General features: G+C 44.9%; 21 protein-coding genes and 1 tRNA gene. 11 read left to right on the plus strand and 11 right to left on the minus strand.

What is annotated here, in order from left to right:
• Positions 1–25 precede the first annotated feature (25 nt).
• Entirely contained in the window at positions 26–1789 is a 1764-nt protein-coding gene (locus F6K49_RS04170) for a hypothetical protein (RefSeq protein ID WP_293094541.1), read from the minus strand.
• A 171-nt stretch (positions 1790–1960) separates the two neighbouring features.
• On the opposite strand from F6K49_RS04170, the gene F6K49_RS04175 reads away from it, so the two are divergent.
• From F6K49_RS04175 to F6K49_RS04185, 3 genes are all read left to right on the plus strand, one after another.
• A complete protein-coding gene (locus F6K49_RS04175; protein WP_293094544.1) occupies positions 1961–3559 on the plus strand; it encodes a gamma-glutamyltransferase family protein in 1599 nt (532 codons plus the stop codon).
• Positions 3560–3641: 82 nt separating this feature from the next.
• Positions 3642–4757: a WD40 repeat domain-containing protein gene (locus F6K49_RS04180; protein ID WP_293028555.1), complete on the plus strand. Its 1116-nt coding sequence runs from the start codon at positions 3642–3644 to the stop codon at positions 4755–4757.
• Positions 4758–4966: 209 nt separating this feature from the next.
• The gene (locus F6K49_RS04185; RefSeq protein WP_293028552.1) at positions 4967–6439 is read left to right on the plus strand and encodes an aminotransferase class I/II-fold pyridoxal phosphate-dependent enzyme; all 1473 of its coding nucleotides are present in this window, start codon (positions 4967–4969) and stop codon (positions 6437–6439) included.
• Here the strand turns inward: F6K49_RS04185 and F6K49_RS04190 are convergent.
• A complete protein-coding gene (locus F6K49_RS04190; protein ID WP_293028549.1) occupies positions 6436–6600 on the minus strand; it encodes a hypothetical protein in 165 nt (54 codons plus the stop codon). The genes F6K49_RS04185 and F6K49_RS04190 overlap by 4 nt on opposite strands.
• 247 nt (positions 6601–6847) lie before the next feature.
• Between F6K49_RS04190 and cbiT the strand changes: the two genes are divergently transcribed.
• Entirely contained in the window at positions 6848–7450 is a 603-nt protein-coding gene (gene cbiT / locus F6K49_RS04195) for a precorrin-6Y C5,15-methyltransferase subunit CbiT (protein WP_075897007.1), read from the plus strand.
• Positions 7451–7541: 91 nt separating this feature from the next.
• Entirely contained in the window at positions 7542–8447 is a 906-nt protein-coding gene (locus tag F6K49_RS04200) for a phosphatidate cytidylyltransferase (RefSeq protein ID WP_293028543.1), read from the plus strand.
• A 466-nt stretch (positions 8448–8913) separates the two neighbouring features.
• Here F6K49_RS04200 and F6K49_RS04205 read toward each other — a convergent pair whose 3' ends face one another.
• The 5 genes from F6K49_RS04205 to F6K49_RS04225 all read right to left on the minus strand — a co-directional run bounded on the left by F6K49_RS04205 (position 8914) and on the right by F6K49_RS04225 (position 15218).
• The gene (locus F6K49_RS04205; protein ID WP_293028540.1) at positions 8914–9576 is read right to left on the minus strand and encodes a hypothetical protein; all 663 of its coding nucleotides are present in this window, start codon (positions 9574–9576) and stop codon (positions 8914–8916) included.
• Between the two features lie 306 nt (positions 9577–9882).
• A complete protein-coding gene (locus tag F6K49_RS04210; protein ID WP_293094547.1) occupies positions 9883–11517 on the minus strand; it encodes a CHAT domain-containing protein in 1635 nt (544 codons plus the stop codon).
• A 206-nt stretch (positions 11518–11723) separates the two neighbouring features.
• Positions 11724–14195 carry a protein phosphatase 2C domain-containing protein gene (locus F6K49_RS04215; protein WP_293094550.1) on the minus strand — a complete coding sequence of 824 codons (2472 nt, stop codon included), beginning with the start codon at positions 14193–14195 and terminating at the stop codon, positions 11724–11726.
• A gap of 256 nt (positions 14196–14451) precedes the next feature.
• Entirely contained in the window at positions 14452–14697 is a 246-nt protein-coding gene (locus F6K49_RS04220; RefSeq protein WP_293019493.1) for a DUF6737 family protein, read from the minus strand.
• A gap of 182 nt (positions 14698–14879) precedes the next feature.
• Complete coding sequence (locus F6K49_RS04225; protein WP_071102827.1) at positions 14880–15218, minus strand: NAD(P)H-quinone oxidoreductase subunit M; 339 nt, start codon at positions 15216–15218, stop codon at positions 14880–14882.
• Between the two features lie 914 nt (positions 15219–16132).
• On the opposite strand from F6K49_RS04225, the gene F6K49_RS04230 reads away from it, so the two are divergent.
• The 5 genes from F6K49_RS04230 to F6K49_RS04250 all read left to right on the plus strand — a co-directional run bounded on the left by F6K49_RS04230 (position 16133) and on the right by F6K49_RS04250 (position 22353).
• On the plus strand, positions 16133–17056 hold the full coding sequence (locus F6K49_RS04230) for a hypothetical protein (RefSeq protein WP_293019497.1): 924 nt from the start codon (positions 16133–16135) through the stop codon (positions 17054–17056).
• A gap of 678 nt (positions 17057–17734) precedes the next feature.
• A complete protein-coding gene (locus F6K49_RS04235) occupies positions 17735–19798 on the plus strand; it encodes a GAF domain-containing sensor histidine kinase (protein ID WP_293094553.1) in 2064 nt (687 codons plus the stop codon).
• Positions 19799–19932: 134 nt separating this feature from the next.
• Positions 19933–20265 carry a hypothetical protein gene (locus F6K49_RS04240; RefSeq protein WP_143727476.1) on the plus strand — a complete coding sequence of 111 codons (333 nt, stop codon included), beginning with the start codon at positions 19933–19935 and terminating at the stop codon, positions 20263–20265.
• Positions 20266–20487: 222 nt separating this feature from the next.
• Positions 20488–22167 carry an AarF/ABC1/UbiB kinase family protein gene (locus tag F6K49_RS04245; protein ID WP_293094556.1) on the plus strand — a complete coding sequence of 560 codons (1680 nt, stop codon included), beginning with the start codon at positions 20488–20490 and terminating at the stop codon, positions 22165–22167.
• A gap of 33 nt (positions 22168–22200) precedes the next feature.
• Positions 22201–22353, plus strand: a complete 153-nt coding sequence (locus tag F6K49_RS04250) for a hypothetical protein (protein WP_293094559.1) — start codon at positions 22201–22203, stop codon at positions 22351–22353.
• Positions 22354–22392: 39 nt separating this feature from the next.
• On the opposite strand, the gene F6K49_RS04255 is transcribed toward F6K49_RS04250, so the two are convergent.
• The 4 genes from F6K49_RS04255 to F6K49_RS04270 all read right to left on the minus strand — a co-directional run bounded on the left by F6K49_RS04255 (position 22393) and on the right by F6K49_RS04270 (position 24299).
• Positions 22393–22465 (minus strand) — tRNA-Glu (locus F6K49_RS04255).
• Between the two features lie 81 nt (positions 22466–22546).
• Positions 22547–23095 (minus strand): NYN domain-containing protein, encoded by a 549-nt coding sequence (locus F6K49_RS04260; RefSeq protein ID WP_293019505.1) that lies wholly within the window; start codon positions 23093–23095, stop codon positions 22547–22549.
• Between the two features lie 246 nt (positions 23096–23341).
• The gene (locus F6K49_RS04265; RefSeq protein ID WP_293036379.1) at positions 23342–24010 is read right to left on the minus strand and encodes an energy-coupling factor ABC transporter ATP-binding protein; all 669 of its coding nucleotides are present in this window, start codon (positions 24008–24010) and stop codon (positions 23342–23344) included.
• Positions 24011–24032: 22 nt separating this feature from the next.
• On the minus strand, positions 24033–24299 hold the full coding sequence (locus tag F6K49_RS04270) for a hypothetical protein (RefSeq protein WP_075896983.1): 267 nt from the start codon (positions 24297–24299) through the stop codon (positions 24033–24035).
• A gap of 249 nt (positions 24300–24548) precedes the next feature.
• Between F6K49_RS04270 and psbD the strand changes: the two genes are divergently transcribed.
• Complete coding sequence (gene psbD, locus F6K49_RS04275; protein WP_008183309.1) at positions 24549–25607, plus strand: photosystem II D2 protein (photosystem q(a) protein); 1059 nt, start codon at positions 24549–24551, stop codon at positions 25605–25607.
• Positions 25608–25626: the final 19 nt, after the last annotated feature.

Raw genomic sequence — 25626 nt, forward strand, 5'->3', positions numbered from 1 at the left:
ATTTGGTGTTTTAACCTTTCACGTTTCAGATTTCACTTTGCCTACATGGCTTTTGCCTGTTTCCTGATTGGGATTGCTCTAGTAGTGCCTGATTTTGCTGGAGCCACCGCTCAATAAATTTAGCGATCGCTGGCTTAGCTGATTTGAATTTAATCAGTTTTATAGCAAAATTTTTCTCAATCACTACCTCAAATTTTGGTTGAATTAATTCCCTTAAAATCTGGTTGCTGCTAATTAGTTGTTTTTTTTCTATATTACTAAGCTTTGTCGTGATTATTTGATCGACAATTTCATCATAAATTTTATCAATAATTTTAGCAAATAATTCTTGACTATCAGCACTTAAGTAAGATTTGAGATAGTTATTAATATAGTTAGTTTGAGTGGTTTGATTAAGGCGCTGTTTGATGTCTTGGGAGGTTAGAGTTGTGCTCATAGCATCCTGAAAATAAAAGGTTACGACTGCCTTCAAAATCCGTTTAAAATAACGTTGAAACTGGCGAGCCACTTGATATTGCTTTTTCAACCCGAAAAGCTCGATAAAATCTTGTTGATTGATGCCTAGACCAAGCCAAAGTCTTAGGGATTTCTGAGCTAGCTGATCTAAAGCCGTAAATTCTTTTAAGACAATAGTCCTGACTTGATTCAACTCATCCTTTTCTTCCTCTTGGATTACCACCTCTAAAGGATTAGATGCTATATCAGTAATTTCCCCATACTCATCTAAAGATACTGAATTCCTCTGTTGAGACATCCGCACCGCTTGGATGCAAATGGCTAGCATTTCTTCAATGTGCTGTTCGCGTAGGGTGGGCGTAGCCCATGTGCTGATTGCTGTTCGCGTAGGGTGGGCGTAGCCCATATGCTGATTGCTGATTGCTGAGTAACGTACTACTTGTCTTAACCAATCTGAATCTCTTCTTTTAGGGTTATTCCTCTCAAAATCAGCACTTTTTAACTCAGAATTAAGCATTTTAGTTAACCGATTTAACTGCTGGTTGTAACGAATAGCAATTTGGTGAAGCTGTTGCTGACTTAGGAATTTAATTGGGTAATTATGGCGAGGATTACCCTTGCTGCTGGGAGGATACATCTCGTTAAAGTAGTCTTTAAAGGATTGCCAAGCCAGACGATAATATTTTAAATATTGATTAGTGATTCCATAGTTATTAAGTGCTTGCTCAAGTTCGGTTTTATCCAAATATCGCAACAAGCCATAATCCGAAAATTTGATAGATTTTAACCTGAGTTCCTTGGCGACTTGATTTCTAATAATTCGCTTGAGGGCATTGAAAGCATAGGCATTGATAGAAGACTTAGCATAAAAATTAAATCCTCTGAGGAGTTTAGCTGGCTGGCTGGCTGCTTCACTAGCAATGATGAAACATTCTTCTACAGGATAATGTAACGCAAGATTATAAGATTTGCTTAACTGATGAGCGATCGCTTGAGCTGCAGACCAACAAACAAACTGTAGGTAATTGAATAAGAGCTGATCAGATAACCTTAACAATAACAGATAAGCTCTAATCACCACTATCGGAGGATTAGTCATGGATAAAATCCGGTAAATACCAGATGCTTGTCTCAACTGATATAAGAAGCAACGAGCCCACTCGGCTTCGCTCCTGTCTGGCTCAGACTCGACTAGATGTGCCATGAAACCCTCTAATCTAGAATTAGACTCAAAAACCGGATCGATCCCCCTATTACCTTGGCGGTCTTTTAAATAAATAGATGTCGAAAACGGTTTGATACCTGAGTTGTTATCTGAGTTGTTAGTAGGCATTGATTATTTCCCGTAGCTTGTAGTAGCACTTTAGCCTAACTCCTAACTTGAATCCATTCATAGCTCAAACAACTAAGTAGAAGGAAACCTCATTAGTTACTTAGTACCCAAGCTTAGGGGTTATGCAGCTTCTCTATAAAATAACTAGATAATAGTTCACCAGAGAAAATTATGCTCAAGGGTAACTTAACCCATTATCCCTACCCATCAAGACGAAGAGTGGTCATGGGTAATAGATTTGCTGTAGCCACCAGCCAATCCCTAGCCACCTTAGCTGGTATGGAAATGTTTTGGGCTGGAGGCAATGCCGTAGATGCTGCTATAGCCACAGCGATCGCGTTGACAGTGGTTGAGCCTACCTGTAATGGTATCGGTTCTGATGCCTTCGCTTTAGTATGGGATGGGTCACTCCATGGTATCAATGGCTCTGGCAAAAGCCCTCAACACCTGACCCTTGAGCATTTTGCTGGCATGAGTCAGATTCCTGCTATCGGCTGGTTATCGGTAACAGTGCCAGGAGCGGTATCAGCATGGCGTAGTTTGTGGCAACGGTGGGGAAAGCTACCCTTTGAGCAATTGTTTGCCCCAGCGATTAGATACGCCGAAGCCGGATTTCCGGTCTCCCCAGTCACAGCAAGAGCTTGGAAACAAGCGGAAGCTCTGTACCTCCCCCTGATTGGACCAGAGTTTGAACCATTTAAACAGGTATTTTTCCCTAACCAGCGCGCACCAGTAGCTGGGGAGGTATGGGGGAGTAACGATCATGCTAAGACCTTGAAAGCGAACGCAAACAGTGGTGGTGAGAGCTTTTATCAAGGGGAAATTGCTGATGCGATCGCAAACTTTGCGGCTAATACTGGTGGCGTGCTCACCAAAGCTGACCTAGCTACTCACCAAGCTGAGTGGGTAAACCCGATTTCAACTAACTATCGTGACCTGACCGTATGGGAGATTCCCCCCAACACCCAAGGGATGGCGGCGTTAATGGCATTGAATATAATCGAAGGTTTTGACTTAAGCCACTATCCCCGTGAATCAGCGCAAAGCTACCATCTACAAATCGAAGCCATGAAGCTAGCCTTTGCTGATGTTCATCGCCATATCACTGACCCTCGGTTTATGGAACTCCCAATCGAAACGCTATTAGACCATGGGTATGCCAGGGAACGCCGGAAGTTAATTGGGGAAAACGCGATCGCGTTAGCAAAACCCGGTTTACCCAAAGGTGGCACAGTTTATCTAGCAGCAGCAGATGGGGAATTAATGGTATCCTTTATCCAATCCAACTTTCAAGGCTTTGGGAGTGGGATTGTTATTCCTGGCACTGGGATTGCCTTGCAAAACCGAGCCTTGGGGTTTACCCTAGAATCCGGTCATCCTAATCAAGTCGCACCAGGTAAGCGGTCATATCATACCATTATTCCCGGTTTTCTGACTCAAAATGGTCAACCTCTAGGGCCCTTTGGAGTTATGGGAGGTCCCATGCAGCCTCAGGGACATGTACAGGTAGTGGTTAATCTGGCAGATTACGGCATGAATCCTCAAGCTGCTCTAGATGCTCCCAGATGGCGGTTTGTAGATGGGTCACAAGTCCTGTTGGAACAGAGTGTATCCCGTCATATTGCTCTGGAGCTAGCTGATATGGGTCATGATATTCAGGTTATGGCTGATAGCATAAACTTTGGGAAAGGTCAAGTTATCTTGCATCAGTCAGGGGTTTTGGTAGCGGCATCTGAACCCCGTGGTGATGGATTAGCATTAGCAGGGTGAAGGGGTGATAAAAATCCAACTAATGTTTAGTAAAAGATTAATCCCGCTGTTGGCTCTATCTAGCACTACGGTTATCTTAACTATGGCTATAGGGATAGTCTCTCCCCTAACCATAGGACGCTCACATTATCAACAACAATTGCTAGCCCAGTCGTGGCAAGAGGCTCAGCTGACTCAACTCATTTCAGGTCATTGGTCAGATGTTAATTCTCTCGCCATTACTCCAGATAGCCAAACTCTAATTAGTAGCAGTAAAGACAAAACCATCAAGTTCTGGAATCTCAGGGATGGTAGGCTACAGAGGACGATCAAAGGGTTTACCAGAACCCCCAGTGCTCTAGTAATCAGTGCAGATGGTAAACGTCTCGCTGCCGCAACAGAAAGACAGATTAATATCTGGAACCTAGAAACTGGAGCACCACCTCGTACCTTAAAAGGACATAGGGGTATAGTCAGATCAATAGCAATTAATCCTGATGGCAAAATCCTAGTAAGTGGCTCTCCTGACAAGACCGTTATGGTGTGGGATGTCCTCACTGGCAAAAGTTTAGGCACCATTACCGATCATTCCGACTGGGTTACGGCTGTTGCCATTAGTCCCGATGGAAAACATTTGGTTAGTGCCAGTGGCGGGTCAGATCGTTCTATCAAGATTTGGGATTTGTCCACCCTAGAATTGCGGCAAACCATCTCAAAACAACCTGGTCAAATTTCTGATATTGCCATTAGTGAAGATAGCAAGATACTAGTTGCTAGTGTTGATAAAACCGTCAAGTTGTGGGATATCAACAGTGGCGAAGAATTAGCTACCCTCGAAAGTCACTCCGCACCAATTATTACCATTGCGATTAGTTCCGATGGCAAAACTATCGCTAGTGCTGGTAGTGATCAAACTATCAAGCTATGGGATGTAGACAGTAGACAATTGCTGCGCACTCTATCTGGACATGATGGCTGGGTTTGGTCAGTTGACATTAGCCCCGATGGAAACACTCTAGTTAGTGGTGGGGAGGATGGTACTATCAGGATTTGGTCGTTAGTCCTGAATCCCATTAGTTTTGAACAGGAAATCAAGAATCGGGAATCGGGAATCGGGAATCGGGAATCGGGAATCGGGAATCGGGAATCGGGAATCGGGAATCGGGAATCGGGGGAAGTCTTACTTGTAGGGTGGGCAAAAACAGTTTGGTTCAAATGAGTATTAATGAAATGATTGCTTTGCCCACCTGACTTGAATTGATATTTTTTTTACTTGATTATATTATTAGGCCACGAATTCCTTTATTGTCCATGAGGGATATAGTTTTTCGCGATTCCCTTAGCACACTGGTTTTTAATCCCTGCTAACCTGACAAAGGTTTAAAATTGGCTCAATTTTTGATAAGCTAGAGCCATGGGGAAAAATTTGTGAATAATAGACCACCTTCTCAGGAAAAGACACCTTTATTAGACGCTCTGCGGGCATCAGCCCACAAGCCCCATGCGGCCTTTTATACACCAGGACACAAACAAGGCAAGGGAATACCAGAGCCATTAGCGGATTTGCTGGGAAAATCAGTATTTAGGGCTGATTTGCCAGAATTACCGGAGTTAGATAATCTTTTTGCTCCAGAAGGGGTAATCCAAGAAGCCCAAGACCTAGCAGCAGCAGCCTTTGGTGCTAGAAAAACTTGGTTCCTAGTCAACGGTTCCACCTGTGGGGTGATGGCTGCTATAGTAGCCACCTGTTATACCGGGGACAAAATCCTATTACCGCGCAATATCCACCAATCCGCGATCGCAGGATTAGTCTTGTGTGGTGCTATCCCGATCTTTATTAACCCCGAGTACGACCCATCAACTGACTTGGTTTATAGCATAACCCCAACTGCAGTTAACCAAGCCCTGACTGAACATCCGGACACCAAAGCAGTGATGATGGTCTATCCCACCTATCAAGGAATCTGTGGTGACATAAAAGCGATCGCAAAAATAGTTCACCAACATAATATTCCCCTACTGGTGGATGAAGCCCATGGACCTCACTTTGCCTTCCATCCCGATTTACCCCTGGATGCCCTATCAGCCGGAGCCGATTTAACCGTACAATCAACTCATAAAGTACTCGGTGCCATGACTCAAGCATCGATGTTGCACATTCAGGGCAATCGAATTGATGCTCAGCGGTTGAGTAAAGCATTACAGCTAGTTCAATCCACCAGTCCCAGTTATTTACTACTCGCTTCCCTAGATGCCGCACGACAACAAATGGCACTCCATGGAGAACGACTGATGAGTCGTACCTTGCAGCTAGCCCAGGATGCCAGAAGTAAAATCAGCCTTCTTCCAGGATTATCAGTTTTAGAACCGATAAAACCCCTAAAATTCCAAGCCCTAGACCCAACTCGCTTAACCGTAAGAGTGACCGAATTAGGATTAAGTGGATTTGAAGCCGATGAAGTTCTTCATCAACAGCTCGGTGTCACAGCGGAGTTACCAACACTTCAACACTTAACCTTTATCATTAGCCTAGGCAATACCCAAAGGGATATTCAGCAACTTGTACAAGCTTTCACCAAACTTGCCCAAAATCATGACAATTCCTCCACCGAGCAACCTGTCTTCTGTAACTGGCAACCAGCAATCTGCAACCTGCAACCCTTACTTTCCCCCCGTGAAGCCTTCTTTGCTGCCACCGAAACCCTACCGGTAACCGAAACCATAAACCGGATCAGTGCCGAATTAATCTGTCCCTATCCACCAGGAATACCAGCCCTAATGCCAGGAGAACAAATCAAATCAAATACTATTGAATACCTCCAAAAAATTCTCAGCTTAGGTGGTTCAATTACCGGTTGTAGCGACCCCAGCCTCCAAACCCTAAACGTCATCATTGACTAATTAGGTGAGGTACCTCGTCCTGGCTTAATGGGAATAGGGAGTAGGGAGTAGCGCTGCAAAGCGGTATTGGGGGTTTCCCTTAATAGGAATAAAATTGAATGTACCTCATAAGTATGATCAAGGCTATAATATTTGTAAATATTTATGGTTATTTCGTACAAAGGGATGCTAATTTGTAATAATATTGAGCTCCTATTTAGGATAAAAAATAAATTATAAAACTATCAAAAATCGACACAGTAATCGTTTTAGTCGATTACTGTGTCGATTAAACTTAAAAAAATAGCCTAACAGGTAACGAATCGCTGTATTTATAATACTCTTTATGTGTTCTATACCTCAAGTGGTTAGTTTAATAAATCAAAATAACTAAAGGAAAAAAAATACCCCGAAACCTAAATACCACAAATGTCATCCCCAATTTGGCCATACATTACTCCTGGAATCCCAGATCACCTCTTTGAACGCCTACCCGGTATTCCCTTAAGTAAGCGAGAAGTCAGACTGCTGATCATTTCTGCCCTACGACTAGGAAGCCAAGACCGGTTGTGGGATATCGGTGCTGGAACCGGTACCATTCCTGTAGAAATTGGACTACTGTGTCCCAAAAGTGAGATTATTGCCGTTGAACGGGATGAAGAAGTAGCCAACCTGATTCGACACAATTGCGATCGCTTTAATGTCACCAACGTAGAAGTCATCGAAGGTAACGCCCCAGAATGTCTCAAAGATCTACCATTGAAACCCCACCGAGTTTGCCTTGAAGGAGGACGACCAATCAAAACTCTACTCAAAGAAGTCTGGCCCTACCTACAATCTCCAGGGAGGATAGTCGCAACCACCAACAATCTAGAAGGACTCTATGCCATCTCAGAAGGCTTAGCGGAGTTACAGGCTCGCAATATCGAAGTCGTTCAGTCAGCCGTCAATCGCCTAGAGACAAGGGGGAATTATCAAACATTTGCAGCAGTTAACCCCATTTTTATTCTTAGTGGAGAGAAGTTAGAGTAAGGAATAGACCCATTCAGGGAACAAAATTAACAATAATAATATAAATAATCTGTTCTTGTGTCAGAACAGGAGTGTCAAAAAAAAACGTCATATGCCCTGGTTACGGATTTTTAGTGGAATAGTTGCGATCGCCCTGGCGATGGGGATGATCTTACTTGGGGGATGGTATTTTACCATCGGCTTCTGTGTCATTGTCTATTTAGGTCAGTTAGAACTTTTTCAACTAGTAAAAGCGAAAGGCATGGTGCCAGCAACCAAAAGCACCATGTTTGTGTCTCAGCTACTACTAATTACAGCTACCATTTCACCAACCCTGGCTGATGCGGTGTTTCCCATTGCTGGAACATTTATTTGCTTTTACTTACTCTTCCAACCCAAGATAGCAACCATTGCGGATATTGGGGCTTCCATATTGGGTTTACTCTATGGTGGTTATCTGCCCGGCTATTGGGTCCGTCTGCGAGTAGGTTTGACTGAAACGTCCTCCCTAGCTAGAGATGCTACAGTCGCCGCTACCAACCTACCCGGGAGTGGATACTGGTCTAATTTTTCGATAAATCTGAGTCACCTACCTGCTGGGTTAAGTACAACTCTCCTAGCATTTAGCTGTATTTGGGCAGCAGATATCGGAGCTTACACCTTCGGAAAATTTTTTGGTCGCACTCGCCTTTCTATGATCAGTCCTAAAAAAACTGTGGAAGGCGCTATATTTGGCCTTGTCAGTAGTATTGCTGTAGGAATCGCAGGAGCTTGGTATCTGAATTGGCCGTGCTGGCAGTTGAGTGGCATGATGCTCGGAGTAATCATTGGTGTAGCTAGCCTCTTAGGAGACTTAACGGAGTCCTTAATGAAACGGGATGCTGGTGTCAAGGATTCCGGGCAATTAATTCCTGGTCATGGTGGCATTTTAGATCGAACAGACAGCTATGTGTTCACTGCCCCTTTGGTGTATTATTTTGTCACTCTGTTACTACCACTGTTACCGACCTCCCTGTAGTCTGGTTTCAAGGTCAGAATTGGTTCGGTTGATTGATGGCAATACGCAATACATTGATGGCAATACCAAGTTGCGCTACCTTGACTTCGATTGTTAGTTGAGTAGACTAAAAATTTATAGCGGTTTCCAGCTCAGTAGAATACATATTAGCTTCTGGGAAATTCCCACTGCAATCACCAGCTGTATTCGAGAATAAAAACCTGAAAACCGCTATAAAAGTGCATTCTGGATTGGGTAGACGGTAGAAAACACACATGAGCAGATGGGAGTAAATGGTGCTACATATCAATGCAACTTGGGATAACTATCATGTCCGGATTATAATTAATGTAGGCAAAGACAGAACCAGCAAACGGTTTTTTTGGTTCAAACCCAGCTTGGTGCTAATCACTAATTACGAATTACGCTAATCACTAATTACGATACTAATTAATTAAGATGATTAGTGAGATGATTAGTGAGATGATTAGTTACTAGTGTGATTGTTGAGTTCGAACAGAGCCGAATGAGCTACTTCTAGGCTTAGGCGGACTTGTTCTATAGAAGACAAAGAGTGCCACTGTTCAGATTTAACTGAACCACTGACATTCATGGAGTCTGAGCTACTGCGCATGGCGTAAGCCCACGGACGAGCTAACACCAATAGATCGTCTTCTGTCCAGTTTTGTAACAATGGCTTGACACAAAGCACAAGTTGCTCTGCTAAGGACAAGTTCTTGTGAACAACCTCTTGAGCTCTCGAAGCGATCGCTTCGAGCCATTCTGGAGGCATGCAAGAAGCACATCCGTTAGCTAAAGCTGCCTTCAACGAGTCAATGGTGGATTCGATGCTCGATTCGATGGTTGATTCGATGGTTGATTCGAGCGGTAATTCCCAACACTGATTTAGTCGCTGAAAAAAGGCAAGAGATTCCTGAGCAATTTCCTGGTGATCTTGGATTTCGTCCAGGTAAAAACCTGCTTCTAGCTTAGCAAAATAAGCTTCTGCTTCTGGATGAGTTGGATCCCAAGGATAAAACTCCTCTTCTGGCTGTAATAGTAATTCTAGTAGTTCTTCTTGGATTTGAACCGAAGTATCCTCAAAATATGATTGTTGATGTTCTTGATATTGAATAGCTTGGCTGTTCATAATGCCCCTCCTGTTTGGGTTAGTAGATGAAACCTGACATAAAATAGCTACATCAATTTTTGAGGAAGTTCCGCAACAGCTGAAAAAATAATCTGGACTTCTCAGCGCGTGTTTAATTCCCATGGCAACACCACTTTCGTTCCTCAACTTATGTGTGATCTATGTGAGCTATTGAGAGAAGCTCTTAGGTAGACAGCCACTAGTTGCAATTTGACTCTAAGCAGTGTTTAGCGTGAAACTTCCATTGTTAACAGCATAGTTAACAGCATAAGCTGCACTTTATCCTCGGCACGAGGATAGTCCGACTCAAGATTCTGGGGAGTCAATAATAAACTCGAAGATCTGACCACGAGGACCACCAAACTTAAGCTGAATACCCGACCTTAGCTGAACTTCCTGATGATGAACGGTTTTCCAACCATTATCGATTAATATTCTCGTCCCATTACGAGAAAAATCCCTCAAGAAGTAAGTTGGATCCGAGCCTTGGTCAGTGAAAGCATCACGGCAGATAATTTCAGCATGTTGCTTACTAACACAAACTTCGGGAATCACCAAATCGTTGTAAGATTGTAGGCGTCCCACTCGCATCACTCCACCTCGAATCGGCCAGACCTGATCGGTTTTTCCAATCGAACGCAAAGATGCCGTTGGGGCAGGACTTTCAACCCAGCTTGAGGTGATGGTGGGCAGTTCTGTAATTCCTTCTCCCACCGGTTGGATTAATTCCCCTTCAAACTGAGGATGCATATAAAGGATAGGCAAGGTCCAGGCTGGTTGGTTAAACTTGTAAAGGGTCAACAGGTGCTGTCTGGCCACAGCTACAGCATGGTCAATGGGCATCCGCTCTGCCAAGGCTTGGGCGAATGCTTTAATAAAACTCACGGCTTCTTGGTCAGCAATGGAGTCCCGCATCCCCAAAACTGCTGGAACACCTTGGTGAATGAGCACCTCAGCTAAACTACTACGGGGAATGGTTTGGGAATTCACTTGGTCAGGTTTGGCACTCCAACAGGCATTGAATACAGCTAAGGTAACCTGGGTGCGCACCAGAACCTGAGCCAATTCCGTACCACTAATTTTCGCATCCGAGCGTAAAAATAGCAAACCTCCGTCTGGTGCGCTTTCACCATGACCGGCATAGAATAGGATGTTATAGGCACCGGTTTCCAGTGCTTTAATCAGTTCAGCTGGTGTCGGTTGTATTAGTTTTGAGACGTTGCAGGTAACTGGTGGAACGGATTGGTTCCTAGAAGTTTGAGCGGCTCTACCAGCTTGAAGGGCATTTACCAAGGTAGCCGCTTCTTTTTCGAGATCCAAATTGGTAGTCGAACCATTAAATTTTTGAACCTTCTCTCCTAGAACTAACAAAATATTGAGAGCCTGGTGGGAGCGCAGGGGTTCGAGGGCGTCTACATCACTAGTTGTGCGGCTAAACAGGATTTGCTGAGAAAGGGAAATTGCCTGTTTACCCGCCATGGGTTGTAGAATTTCCCAGGGGAGGGGAATGAAATCTGGAGCGCGGACTTCCAAGCGCAGGCGAAGGGGTTTATTTTGTCCCAAGGCAATGCCTTGACTTCGTTCGAGGGCATTGCGAATTGAGCCTTGAAACAGCCACTGCCACAGGTCAATGCCCAAACCTTGCATCAAACGACCACTGTAGCTAATCTCCGGACCTGTAGCACCGTTTTGATTCTCTGAGGGCAAAGTTGTGGGATACTGGTTGTGATGACCACTAATCGGCACATGGTTTGAAAATGGGGAAAACATTTCCTGCCAAGCCAGCCATGACTGAGTCATGTATTCAGACCAAGTAGAATCATGATGAACCATACCCCCTGGGTAAGGAGCTTTCAGCACCCAGATAGCCAGGTTTTCTCTGCCAGCGGCAGATAGACGAGCGATCGCTAAACTGAGGCAAGGATTTTCGATACCAGACATTAAAGGTTCATCATTATAGGGAATATACCGATGTTTTGATCACTCTATCGAGTCTTAGGTGGTATTGGCGCTATCAATAATGAGGAATTGGTCATTAGTAGGACATCATTAGTTTCCAGTTCTTAGTTGAGGAGTTGAGTGGTTAGTCAGAATCAATGGTGATCTAAAAATTAAAAGCGATAAGCTAATAACTAATTTCTCAAGACTTAGGGAGATTCAGGAGGTTTAGGGGTACTAGACGGAGGCGTCTTTGTCTGACATTGAGTGGCGTGTTTTGGGGTTGGTGTCAAATTACGATCCATCATAGGTAAAATCTCCTTTTCTCTTATCCACCCTTCCTGTCCCTGTGACACCAAGGTAGCAGAGGGTTTAGTCTGCTTAGAGTTTAATGGTACTGAGGATGAGCCAACTTTGGGGGAGCTAGGCATTTGATCCGATGGAATATCCGATGGAATATCAGTTTTGTTGGTTCCGGGTGAGCAAACTCTTAATTTAATCCACCAAGTCTCTTCCTGAGGATACCTTTTTCTGGCAATAACCTGCAAAACGCTACCAGCAGGAACTCTGCCAAGGATTGATTGCTGTTCAGGATTAACCAAAAGTTGTACAGTTTGACCCACTGTTCTAATAATATCTTGGTTTTTAATTAAGGCAGCTGGCTTAGGAGGGGTCCCGGAGTCAGGGGTTTGTGGTGGGAGAGGTTTAGTTTCTGGACTCTGTGTAGGGGTTTTAGAACCGGTTATTTCTTGCTCTTTACCGAGACTCAAAACCCCACTCAGGAAGCGATTTATCTGTCCACTCGCCTTTGGACTCAACACTGGACTCAACAGATAAACGACTACCCCCCCTAACACCAAAAGCACGAATATGCCCAACAACAGTCTCCCAGTCTTCTCAGGAGAGGTTGAAGCTGAATAAGTAGGATTTTGGTCACCAGAGGCATCCCCATCTTCCATGAGGTTAAGTGTGAGCAACGCTGTTTTTTGTTCATCAGTAGAAGCGGGTTGCTGATCACTCTTAACGAACATTACAGTATTGTTGGTCTCGAGAGTGGGAAGGGATTCTAGCTGTGGCGGTGATAGTTGGATGGGCAAGGAAGGCTGGCTTGGTGTGACTTGACAGTAAATCAACGCCACCGTAACATTGTCGTGTCCGTTTTTGGTATTAGCAAGCTCAATGATGCGTTCTGCTGCTTTCTTCAAATCAATTTGACCGTCGAGAATGGGCAGGATTTCTGTTTGCCAGTACTGCTCGACTCGGTCATTGTCACTAAGACCATCAGAACACAGCAGAAACACACAATCTTCATCCAACACCAAGCGCTGTACAGTCGGGTGCAGTGTGGTTGATGAACCCATGCCTAAAGCCTGCACTAGGGCACCAGATGTTGGTTGTTGTAGAGCATGTCGGTAAAGGGTATATCCAAGCCGCACCTCTCGAGACGCTAAATCATCATCTAGAGTAACTTGGTGACAACCATGGCGACTCACCCAATAGATTCTGCTATCCCCGACATGGGTAATGTATATTTCATGGGCATGGGTTCTAGCCATGACCAAGGTTGTTCCCATACGCTGCCGATCAAATCGGTTCTCATGATCATTGCGTTGGCTAATGGAGTCATTGGCAGCACAGACAGCTTTTTCCAATTCCAGGGTTAGAGTGGTTGGGTTCCACACCTTCAGTTTAGCTGGAAGTTGTTTGAGCTGTTGTCGGAGAGTGTCAATCGCCAGTTGGGAGGCAATTTCACCACCTGCTTGTCCACCAATGCCATCGCAAACCATTGCCAAAGCTTCCTTACCTCTTGAAGAGCTAATTAGCTTACCACTAGGAGGGTAGCAAGCGTCTTCATTGTGGCTACGACCCGGACCGGTATCGGTACGAGTGAGAGTCTTATAGGTTCTCGATTGCCATGACCGGCATTCAAACAACCCTTTCGCCAGTAATGCTAACAGCTGCTCTGATGTCTGTATCTGTCCTTTTGTAAGCTGGGAACAGAGTTGTTGGCAAAACTCACTAATAACAGGGGAAGCCCCCTCAAGCAGTTGTGACCAGAGCTGACCCAGCTGTTTTAAGGTTGGTGCTGGCGTTTGATCAGGCTGCAATTCCAACAACCTTAGCAAGGCTCCTTCCACCCGCACCAGGTTTGATTTCAGTAAGCTAGACGCTACCCCTTCTCGGCTCAACGGTTGCCACAGTGAAGCCCATTGCTGCAGCCAGTTGAGTTGGCGTACTGGTGAGGCATCTTTCCAGACGCTAGTGAGTTCTGGTGACAGTTGTCCAAGAGTATTAATGTTCCCTGTTGCCTGAATTGGTACTCCTTCGAGTAACCAAATCTCTTTATTATACCTTGGCTGAGGTGTTAGCAGACCATACACTTGAGGCAGGTGTAATCCATAGGAAACCAGTCTCAAGTATGGGGTTATGGTTTGAGGAATCTCTAGTGGGGTCTCTGGCGGTACCGCTGGTTGAGTATCTAAAAGAACACGAGAATGAATCAGGAGGTAGCGCTTAGCAATAACTTCTCCCGGTTGAGCGGCTTTTATGCCTGACCCAATAGCCCACAAGTATCGTCTGAGCAGCGGCGTGCGACATTTTTGGCAGAACTTGTTGGTCTGGGGATTGGGAGCCTGACATTGATGGTTTGGGCAGTGGAGCGTTGCCGCCGGATTGTCCATGAAACTCTTTGCTGCTAAAGATAGCCTGATGGAACCGGGTTAACATTAGCACAGCTTTCTTTGAAGGAATTATGTGCCCACAAAGGAAGTGCCAAAATCAGCCCATTGATTAAAGATTGTAGCGCTTGACTTACGGGCTGGTTAATGATTTACTTCTATCATGAATGAGTTGCGCTGAAACATTCGTTCGCAGCAATGGTTACCCTAGGGTCTATGGGGAAGGTCAGGATTACGTTTTATGTATTAATTTTATGTATTAATCATTGCGCAATATTGATGCCGTCCCCTCACTCATCACACTACTCTTGATTAACTCAGGCCAGATCAGCAAAAAGTACGTCCACCAAAGCATAATTGGCATAGCAGCGAGTAGCGTGATCCAGAGGGTTTTGAAAACTACCCAGATACTTAAGATGATGCCCCCTCCGGTCAATAGGATTGACCAGGGTTGGCACCACCAAGGCTTATAACTCCAAGGATTGAATTTTTTTTCTGTAGACAAGATTAGTCTTTTAAGCTACCACGACTTACTTCTTTGCACTAAGCAAGGGATTGATTAAAAGCATGAGAACCTCAAGTAAACCAGCTACAGTGTGGCGGGGGATGAAGGCAGACAGGCGCTTGAGTTATTCGCTCCCGTCGTGACTTGGTTTGAAAGTAGCTTGTCAGCCCATCTCCTACTGCCTAATTCTCAGGTTCTACTTGGGGCAATCCCATACTGTAATTAATCACTCGGCTTTCCGTATTGTAGCTAATTTGTCCATTTTGCAAAAGCGATCGCACAAGGTGTTCTAGGTCAGAACCGATACGACGGAGGTTGTATTCGGTCAAATCAAATCCGCTGTAGGATTCAACCAACTCATCGAACTTCCGGTAAACCTGCTGTAGAGCGTCTTCATTCCAATTGAATTCGTTATCGGGGTCAATGTCTAAGGTTAAGACATTATCGCTCCCGACTAGTTCGTTATTTTTTACCTCTGCTGTATAGATTCGGACGTGACGAGTGGTGGACTTTAACAGCATCTAGAAACCTCCTGCTCACAGCCTTTATTTTTTCATCTTTTCAGGCACTAGTCAATGCTGACCATTTGAATTACCCACAAACCAATCAAAGATTTGGGGTTGAGGGCTTCGAGTTTGAGCCGCTGTTGCCTCTAGTCCTGTACTTGTACAGAACTAGAGCACATACCCCAGATATAGATTCGACGCATTCAAGGTATCGTAGGAGCAAACCAACTATTTAGCTAGTCAAATCCCAATTACTGACCTCTTGACCTATACGCTATATGTAGTGTTTGTGATTTCGCCAGTAAGGAGATAATGGTCTGACAAGCACGTGCATGAGATTTGACAGACATTACCAAAAAGTTACTTACTCTCATAGTAGGTTTCCCTACAACCTTAGACAGCAGTGCCCTTGACCTGTTCCCGCCGTGCGGGCCATTGGCGCTACTGGATGTGATCGATATATATCATTTATCAATTTGGTGAGGTACAAATTACTGGGGAGTCGGGAGCGGTGCGACCCGTGGCGAATTTAATTCGACGACTATAAGCGCAAGCCCTGGGAGTCGTCGGGAGCGGTGCGACCCGTGGCGAATTAAATTCGACGACTGTAAGCGCAAGCCCTGGGAGTCGGTTTAATAAGAGTTTATGGATTATGGTTTTCCGGGACTGGGGGAATAAAAAAAACTGTGTACCTCATGATTCTGATAATTAATAGAGCAACCTGGGTTTTAGCGGCGGTCTCCACGGGGGAAGAAAAATGAACAATACATGCACTAGACATCTGCATAAAATCGGTTTTGACCCAGGCATTACAAGGGTTTGAGGTTAATTTTTGGAGATGTCTACTAATAGCATATCCTGATACTCTAAAGGGAAAAACTATATTAAGTAAAGTCAAACACACTAATCCAATGTCATAGCTTAAAAAAATGTCTGGTACCATGGAAGATATTGCTAGACAAGCCCACCAGGGTAGCGTGGTGGCAATTATTCAAACACTCAATGAACGATTAGCCGATTTTGGGGTGAGAACTAGAGCCATTCTGGCTGATGGTGTATTGCAAGTTTTGTGTGAAGCAGCAAAACCAGAACAGCTGGAACAATCGATTCTAGTCAGTCAAATCCAGGAAATTCTGGAAGAAATTTCACCGCGTAACATTCGTCGTGTCAGGATCAACAGCCGCATCGTGCGAGAGGAACAATTACTCTGGTTAGAAGAAATTAGCCGTGACCCAGACAATCAGCTGTTGTGGTACGAAGACATAACCCTTACTAGGCCAAATTTCTTCAAGCAACTGGCTCAAACCCTCAACAATCGCCAAAACCTACCAAGCCAGCAACTGGCTCTAACACCAGGATTTTCTCGTCAAATCGGCCAAAAAAAACTACCGATTCAGCAACTGGTCTTACCGCCAGCTTCTTACGGTCAACTACGTAAAAAAGGTCGATTGCGGCAGGGTGTTGTGATTGGGTTAGGTTTGGGTTTACTCCTGATCCTAGTAGGTTGGTTACTGAATGATTGGTTTGGGAGGGAAATCAAATCCCATTACCCAACTCAAGCCGACCATTCGGCAACAGACCCAGCCAATTCTTATTCATCGGGATCTTCTAGTCAACCACCGGATCCCTTTACTGAAGCAATGCGCCTAGCTCAAGAAGCAGCCGCAGCAGGTCAAAGTGTCGAAACCTCAGCTCAATGGTTAGATGTGGCAGCTAAGTGGGAACGGGCATCAAATCTAATGGAGACGGTAAAACCTGATGACCAACGCTACCAAATAGCTCGTTATCGGGTTATACTTTATCGAAAAAACAGTGAGGAAGCTCAAAAACAAGCTAGAAAGAAGCGCTCCTAGTGGTGTTGAATCCAAGTTTTCAATCAGTTTTGTTAAAAAAACGCTATAAAAAGGTGCTCAAGGTGTTTAAGGTGTTCAAAGTTAATCGATTTCAATCCCAGAGGTGCGACCCTAGGCCGCGAGGGATTGCTCGCGGCCTAGGAAAGCGCACCTTGGAGAGATATCTGGAGTTTCTCAATTCTCTCCTGGGTTTCCAGGTACTAGTAGTTTACCCAACTCAGAGGCGCGACCCTAGGCCGGGGAACCCGGCCTAGGAGGCGCGCGCCTTTTGGGATTTTTACGCTCTGTGCCTTAGCTCGAAACTCCAACAAGCCCTCACCCAGTCTACCGATCAGAATTAATTGGGTCAACGAATCTCGAGCAGTAACCATTTTGAGATCGCGGTGCGACCCGTGGCGAATTTAATTCGACGACTATAAGCGCACCGGGAGCGAGTTTAACTCAACTGTGACGATTACATGATTTAGTTGTGCCACCGACCCACAGCTTCTCCTCTAACCAGAGTTCGGAATTGAACGGGTGTGTCGGTCGGTTGTCGTAAAAAACTCCAATCTCTTGATCAAAAGCACTCTGATGCCGGGAACACTAATCCTAGCGAGATTACTGTTTTAACAGTTGTTCTTGTTTTAACAGTTGCTCTAGTCAAGACCAGTATTCACAAGTTGTGCAACAAGCATAATGGATGCAGAAAGCGCGATTTTTGCCCCAAGAGTAAATTCCATCAACTCCCGTCTCTCAGGTACATTTGAACCAACCTTTAGCCAGGAGCATCAAGGTTCACTCATGGCTTACCCGACAGAGTTAGCTCAGATCGGGCAACAAATTGCTAAGACGATACTAAATACCTCAGAAACGCAAACTCTGTTGGCGATGCTCGCCCAGGCTATAGGAGAGAGTTTTCAGGTGGATAGCTGTTTAATTGGGGCGCTGGCTAACCCTAGCACTACGCCCCAACTAGCCTGGTGGCGTGCTGATCAACACCTTGACCCAGAACACCGATACTACAAAAATCCAGTGCAACTGCTGGAACTCTTAACCACAGAGGATGACTTAGGCAGTGACTCAGTACTGGCAATTTCAGATTGGCAAAAATCCGATGCTTGGTCTAACTTAGATTTGGGTGAAGAAGTGCTATCTGCCAGGGCAATACTGAAGACCTCCACAAAGTTTCAGTCTGTAGTCAACGGGGTAATTGTTTTAGGAAAAGCCCAGCCTTACCAATGGACAAAGACAGAGCAAGAACAGTTAATTTTTGTATCCCAATGGGTATCAGTAGCAATTTCTCAAGTTCAGCTAACCCACCAAGTGAAGGCGGCTACTCGAGACCAAACTCTGCTCAACCAATTGAGTCAAGTGATGCATAGCTCTCTCAATCTCCTGGAGATTTTCCAGATAGCTACCACGGCTGTTGCTGAAGCACTTCAGGTGTCACGGGCATTACTGCTACTGTTAGATGAAACGAATCCTCTGTGTTGCAGTCTACCAGCAAAGCATTCACCAAAACATGATCTGACAGTGGTTTGTGAATGGTTAAAGGAAACCTCTACTACTGATCTATTTTCAACAGGGGACGCACTGTTAAATAAATCCTTCCCAGTTTCTGAGTGTTCTTGGTACCAACAGGCTCTTAAGCAAGCCCCTGAACCGATAGTCATTACCGATAGACCAGATCACCCGATTGGTAAAGCTAACCACCAGAGCATCTCACTCCTAGATCAGAACCTAAAGCCAGGGTTACTAATCTGTCCTCTGGTTGGGGCAGATAATCATGGTTTGCTATCCGTTAAGGTTTTGGGGTTCTTGGTCTTGCAAAATACTCAACCTCGCCCTTGGCTAGAGAATGAAATTAACTTGGTCAAGTGGGTCAGTACACAAGTTAGTAGCACTATTATCCAAAATCAGACTCTCCAGCAAGTACAATCCCTTGTTGAAGAACGCACGGCTCAGTTACAACATAGTCTGAAAGTTCAGGCAGAGTTATACGAAAGAACTCGCCAGCAAATGGGTCAGCTAAAAGAATTAAATCGCCTCAAAGACGAATTTCTCAGTAGCATGAATCATGAGTTGCGGACACCTTTGACTGCAATGAGTCTAGCGATTCGGATGTTGCGTCAACCCAAACTTGATCTTGAGCGTCGTGCCAAATATCTAGAAATCCTTGAGCAACAGTGTAATCAAGAAATTGAGCTAATTAACGACCTGTTGAGTCTACAGCAGCTGGAATCTGACCAGTCCCAACTGCACTTGCAAAGAATTGACCTGATGCCGATGATTAAGCACTTGGCTAAATCCTTTGAGTACAAATGGGCGGAGAAAGGCTTAACCTTAACAATCAATAGTTCACTACCATCGCTGTTTATCAACACCGACGCTGAAAGCCTTAACCGTATCTTGCTGGAACTTTTAACCAATGCTGGTAAGTATTCTCACCCAAATACTACAGTGGTGATTGAGGTAACTGAGCAAATCCAGCAATCGGTGAAGCAAATTGTAATGAGTTTGAGCAATATTGGTCAAGGGATCTCTCCAGAAGACCTCAAACATATTTTTGATAAATTCCATCGCGGTCAGGGGATGACCCAAAGGGCAGTTCAGGGTACTGGTTTGGGTCTAGCGCTAGTAAAATGCTTAGTGCAGCATCTCAATGGGACAGTAGATGTCTCCACTGGCCCGTCTGACACTCCTCGCACGTCTCGGGTATCTTTCACAATTACTCTGCCCCAGGTTCAATCTTTTATTTGACACTCCCCGGCCTGTTCGCGTAGCGTCGGCTTTGCCGAAAGGCACGAGGATTCCTAGATCAACGAGCCGCCGTAAACCGCCGAGTTCCAATCTTTGACGCCGCCAAAAACAGGACAATACTCAACCAAAAATCCGTGAAAACACCAAATTCCCAGTTAATTCACGACAGACCTAGAGGGCAGTTCTCCTTAGGCGTTCGAGTACTTGCTGGAAGTGCCTTAAAAGTCCGTTTGCCTTCCTTTTCCTCAGGTTCCGGTGTGCCCCACCGTACCTTGTTTAATCTCAAAAGTGATTCTTCTAGGTTCACACGCCAACGGTTAATTGACGGTTGGGTTTTTAAAGAGGACTTTCCCTACCCTCTAGGCATTACTTCTTTGTGGTCGTTCGCGCAGCGTCGGCTACGCCGAATCAGTTACGGGTCTCTCTCCCGGCTGAGCCAACGGTTTTTCAGCCTGTACCTATCTTAATTATACATCGGCTTTGACGATTATTCCAGAAAAGTCGTCCTAGAAGGACGAGGCTTTAAACCCAAGATTTTTGGTAAAACTTAGTCATTAGTAAGTAAGAAGGCAAAACTAATGACTAATGACTAATAGCTTGGAAGACTAACTGGGAAGAATAGGTATTAAAGCGGATATGATCTGATTGATACTCCCGGATTGGATAGGAGTAACTATGAATAGCTGAGTATGCTCACAACTGATGCGCCCAAGCCACCACGTTGGCAACAACCTAACTATTCCCCCCTGGCTCGCCAGATCGATATTTTTACTGCGGCAGCGCAGTTTATGGTTTATTTATGGTGGGACAAGGTATCGGCTAATAATTCCCCCAAGCAAAGAAATCGTCGAGCCCAGTGGTTAGTTAGAAAGCTCTTAGACTTAGGTCCAACATTCATCAAGATTGGGCAGGCACTATCCACACGCCCTGATTTACTTAGCTTAGAATATGTGAATGCCTTGGCGCAATTACAAGATCGGATCCCAGAATTTAGTGTAACCGATGCTATAAGTCTAATTGAATCAGAACTTGGTCACGACATTCATAGTTTGTATCGGGATTTTGAGCATTTTCCTCTAGCCGCTGCCAGTTTGGGACAAGTTCATAAAGCCCGATTGCACACTGGGGAAGATGTAGTCGTTAAGGTTCAGCGTCCTGGCTTAGAAAAGCTATTTAACTTAGATTTTGAGATTATCCATCGATTGATTCGTTTTGTCAATCGATTTGTTCCGGGAACCAAAAAATATGATTTGGATTCCATAATCCATGAGTTTTTTAACCTGCTCTATCAAGAAATTGACTACATCCATGAAGGGAAGAATGCTGAGAGTTTTCGTCACAATTTCAGCAATTCTCCTCGCATTAGTGTCCCGAAAGTCTACTGGCGATATACAACTAAAAAAGTTTTGACTATCGAGTATATGCCGGGGATTAAAATTGATGACCGTCAGACCCTGGAATCCCTCGGCATAAATCCTCAAGAAATTATTCAGCTGGGAATTTGTTGCTACCTCAAGCAGTTATTACAAGATGGCTTTTTTCAGTCTGACCCCCATCCTGGAAATATGGCAGTCTCTCCGGAGGGCAGTCTGATTTTTTATGACTTTGGCACAATGCTGGAGGTCAAGTCCATGACTAAAGACCAAATGCTCCAGACTTTTTTTGCTGTACTCCGTAAGGACACTGATCAGGTCGTTAATAGTTTAACTTACATGGGGTTAATTGAACCCATGTCAGATCTTAAGCCAGTCAAGCGATTAGTTGCTTTTCTACTGGAAAAATTTACCGAAAAGCCCATAGAATTACAAGCTTTTGAGGAAATCAGTAGCGAACTTTACTTAATGTTTGAGCAGCAACCTTTTCGCCTACCAGCACAACTGACGTTTATTTTAAAGTCACTAACAACTCTTGATGGGATCGCTCGTGGCCTAGATCCCCAGTATAATTTGTTAGCTGCTACTGAGCCTTTTGTTAAAAGCCTGGCTGTTTTCCAAGGGCGGGGGAATATAGTGGGGCAACTAGCCAAACAAGCTAGGGATTTTCTGAAATATAACTTACATAAGCCTAGCGCTACCGAACTACTAATTCGACGCCTAGAAGAGCGGCTCGAGCTGGGAGAGTTACAATTACACGTGCGTTCTGTAGAAAGCGATCGCACTCTCAAGCAGATCACCCTTGCTCTAAAAAGCCTAATTTATGCTTGTTTAACTGGATTTACCCTGGTAGCTGGTACTATTTTCCTCTCAGGTCCTCATAGTGGATGGGCGATAGCCGCCTTTGCCTTTTCCGGATTCTGGTTTTTGATTTTGCTGCGTTCTCTGATTAACTTAGCCATTAGAGAAAGACTGGATAGGTTAGCCCAAAGGTAGGCAATCTGATTGCAAATCGCCTACCTTTAACTCTTGTATGTAAGCATTCAGCCGTCAGCCGTCAGCCGTCAGCCGTCAGCCGTCAGCCGTCAGTGGTCAGCGGTCAGCCGTCAGCCGTCAGCAGACTTAACTCAGATTAAACCAATGCTTACCTCTTTTATTAAAAAGCTGATAGCTGATAGCTGATAGCTGAGTGCTTACTCTTGTATTTTTCGCTTCTTTAGATACCCCCAAGGGAATTCGAATCCCTGTCGCCTCCGTGAAAGGGAGGTGTCCTAGGCCTCTAGACGATGGGGGCTTATTGATTTCACTTTTATAAGTGTAGCGGATATTTTGGTTTGTGTCAAGTGTTTGATCAGGAAAATTTTTTCCACTCCCGTTACTTGATACTATTTCGTAACTGTTCTAGGCGCTGCTGAGCCTTGGCATCCAAGGAATTGACTAAAAAACGACCACTAGAGGATTTCTGTGGTCGGTATTTGCGGCGGGTTCGACGAGCTGTGAATTCAACATCGCTGAGCAACTGCTGGGAAGACATGCATTGAGCACCATACCCCACAACCGTCAATTGCTCTGCCCGATCTGAGGTAGCGACGATCAGACGTTTAGTGGGTTTAACAAGATTGGTTCTATAGGAGGCGCAAAATTTTTCGATGTAAGTGTCTGCTGTCTCCCCGAAATCGGTGTAGTAAACCGATAAGTGATTAGTTATCACCTCACGACTGTTAGGGGTATTGAGTGAGTGAGCATCAAAGACAATCTCAGTGTCATAGCCGACAAAGGCACTGTAATTGGCTAGGGTCTCAATTAACTCTTGGCGAGAACTCATGAGACCATCACGATCACGGGTATTTTTCAGGAAAGACCAAGAGCCAATGACGTTATAGCCATCAACTAGTAAAATAGCCAGCGGTGAAGAACAGGACATTTTTCATGGTATTATACTGTTTACCGTCCGTATGGACTAAATATTAGCGCTAATTTTAACATTTCTTTATTTTAGTATAAATTGCACTTGAGCAAAAGGCAAAAGGATTGAGCAAAAATGACACTCAACATTTAACTATTAACATATAAAATCTTATAGTCACAACTTTAAGTATTATAATTAACGCTTAGCAGTTAACAGTTAGCCGATTACAAACCCTACGACTTTCTGGAAACTTCCCGAGAATCAGTGATTATGACTTACCAGTCTTTGCTTCAGGCGTTCCGGTTGACCTTGGTCAATGACTCGACCCTGGTCTAACAAAAATGCTCCATCACAATAATCCAGCTCATCCAAACGGTGGGTAACCCAAATAGCTGTCAATCCTCGACTTTTGACTAAATTTCGCACTTGTGACACTAAATCCATTTGGGTATCTGGATCGAGTAGGGCAGTGGGTTCATCTAACAATAAAATCTGGCACTGTCTTGCGATCGCACCAGCGATCGCAATTCGCTGCTTCTGACCACCGCTGAGGGCATAGATCGGGCGTCGCTCTAGCTCTAGTAAATTCACCGCAGCTAGAGCTTCTTTTACCCGGGCTTGAACTTGAGCTAGGTCGAGCTTTTCGGCTACCAGTCCAAAGGCTACATCGGCACCTACGGTAGGCATGACTAGCTGATGATCAGGATTCTGGAAAACAAAACCTGGTGAACCGGCTAGGTAAATGTCACCGGATTGGGGGGACAATAAACCAGCCAGTAATCTAAGTAAGGTTGATTTACCACTGCCATTGGTTCCCAAGAGCATCCAAAATTCCCCCTTAGGGACTTCCAGGGAGCAAGATTGCAAAACTGTCCCCCCTTTAGGCCAGTTGAAGCCAACCTCTGTTACTTGAATTGCTGGTTGATTCATTAATATATCTTGCTCCATGAATTTATTCAGCCATGGCAAAGAAGCCGGGAGTACGTCCTGAGCCTGTGGCTCCAGATTTTTGAGAAATAATTGCTGCACTAATCTGATCGCTGAGAACGCCAATTTTCTTCTCTGGCTGGTGATCGCAGCTGAGTTCTAACAACTGAGGATGCCCAGAGCGCATGGCTGTCAAAATTTCCTGGTAGGTCGCTTGCGCCTCTTCTTCTGACTTACGTTGCACAGACAGTGGCATGGGTGTATTCCTTAGAATCAAGTCAATGGTGAACATGGAGTATCAAGCTGTAGCGCGTTCTATTAATGTACTTCTTCTTATCTTAGACCCCAGCCCAAACCGGCGTAAGAGCGGTATCTTGGGTACAGTTATTACCTAATTTTTTTTTAGGGGGTAGCAAAATTAAGAATTATGACATATTATGATAGTTATATTAGACGAAGTTTACTTTTCTTTACTTAGACTGCCTTTAATAAAGAAAGTAAATCGCCTTACCGTACTTATATATATCTGGAGATCCTTGCTATGACAGTAGCAGTAGGACGCGCCCCCAGCACCAGAGGATGGTTTGACATCCTCGATGACTGGCTCAAGCGCGATCGCTTTGTATTCGTCGGCTGGTCCGGCATTCTATTGTTCCCCTGTGCCTACATGGCTTTGGGCGGCTGGTTGACTGGTACCACCTTTGTGACTTCTTGGTACACCCATGGTTTAGCATCTTCCTACCTAGAAGGCTGCAACTTCCTGACCGTAGCAGTATCATCTCCTCCCAACAGTCTGGGACACTCCCTGCTGCTATTGTGGGGACCAGAAGCTCAAGGAGACTTGACCCGCTGGTTCCAACTAGGAGGGTTGTGGAGCTTTGTGGCATTCCACGGAGCGTTTGGTCTAATTGGGTTCATGCTGCGGCAATTTGAAATTGCGCGTCTAGTAGGCATCAGACCCTACAACGCGATCGCATTCAGTGCGCCGATTGCAGTATTTGTCAGCGTGTTCCTGATGTACCCGTTGGGACAGTCGAGCTGGTTCTTTGCTCCCAGCTTCGGAGTAGCGGGTATCTTCCGTTTCATCCTGTTCCTGCAAGGCTTCCACAACTGGACACTGAATCCCTTCCATATGATGGGCGTAGCCGGGGTACTAGGTGGTGCTCTGCTGTGTGCCATTCATGGGGCAACGGTGGAAAATACCCTGTTCCAGGATGGGGACAAAGCAAACACCTTCCGGGCGTTCAACCCGACCCAAGCGGAAGAGACCTACTCAATGGTCACCGCTAACCGCTTCTGGTCTCAAATCTTCGGGATTGCCTTCTCCAACAAGCGCTGGTTACACTTCTTCATGTTGTTTGTGCCAGTAACTGGCTTGTGGATGAGTGCAGTGGGAATTGTAGGTTTAGCATTAAACCTGCGAGCCTATGACTTCGTGTCCCAGGAAATCCGGGCAGCAGAAGACCCAGAGTTTGAGACGTTCTACACTAAAAACATTTTGCTGAACGAGGGTCTGCGGGCTTGGATGGCTCCGGCAGACCAACCTCACCAAAACTTTGAGTTCCCTGAGGAAGTACTGCCTCGCGGTAACGCTCTGTAACACTCCAAGGCGGAACCAG

This window comes from Moorena sp. SIO3I6, from assembly GCF_010672095.1.

Coding starts and splice junctions, on each gene's coding strand:
- F6K49_RS04170 (WP_293094541.1), bottom strand. CDS start 1,789: ATGCCTACTAACAACTCAGATAACAACTCAGGTATCAAACCGTTTTCG.
- F6K49_RS04175 (WP_293094544.1), top strand. CDS start 1,961: ATGCTCAAGGGTAACTTAACCCATTATCCCTACCCATCAAGACGAAGA.
- F6K49_RS04180 (WP_293028555.1), top strand. CDS start 3,642: ATGGCTATAGGGATAGTCTCTCCCCTAACCATAGGACGCTCACATTAT.
- cbiT (WP_075897007.1), top strand. CDS start 6,848: ATGTCATCCCCAATTTGGCCATACATTACTCCTGGAATCCCAGATCAC.
- F6K49_RS04200 (WP_293028543.1), top strand. CDS start 7,542: ATGCCCTGGTTACGGATTTTTAGTGGAATAGTTGCGATCGCCCTGGCG.
- F6K49_RS04205 (WP_293028540.1), bottom strand. CDS start 9,576: ATGAACAGCCAAGCTATTCAATATCAAGAACATCAACAATCATATTTT.
- F6K49_RS04210 (WP_293094547.1), bottom strand. CDS start 11,517: ATGTCTGGTATCGAAAATCCTTGCCTCAGTTTAGCGATCGCTCGTCTA.
- F6K49_RS04215 (WP_293094550.1), bottom strand. CDS start 14,195: ATGGACAATCCGGCGGCAACGCTCCACTGCCCAAACCATCAATGTCAG.
- F6K49_RS04225 (WP_071102827.1), bottom strand. CDS start 15,218: ATGCTGTTAAAGTCCACCACTCGTCACGTCCGAATCTATACAGCAGAG.
- F6K49_RS04230 (WP_293019497.1), top strand. CDS start 16,133: ATGTCTGGTACCATGGAAGATATTGCTAGACAAGCCCACCAGGGTAGC.
- F6K49_RS04235 (WP_293094553.1), top strand. CDS start 17,735: ATGGATGCAGAAAGCGCGATTTTTGCCCCAAGAGTAAATTCCATCAAC.
- F6K49_RS04245 (WP_293094556.1), top strand. CDS start 20,488: ATGCTCACAACTGATGCGCCCAAGCCACCACGTTGGCAACAACCTAAC.
- F6K49_RS04260 (WP_293019505.1), bottom strand. CDS start 23,095: ATGTCCTGTTCTTCACCGCTGGCTATTTTACTAGTTGATGGCTATAAC.
- F6K49_RS04265 (WP_293036379.1), bottom strand. CDS start 24,010: ATGAATCAACCAGCAATTCAAGTAACAGAGGTTGGCTTCAACTGGCCT.
- F6K49_RS04270 (WP_075896983.1), bottom strand. CDS start 24,299: ATGTTCACCATTGACTTGATTCTAAGGAATACACCCATGCCACTGTCT.
- psbD (WP_008183309.1), top strand. CDS start 24,549: ATGACAGTAGCAGTAGGACGCGCCCCCAGCACCAGAGGATGGTTTGAC.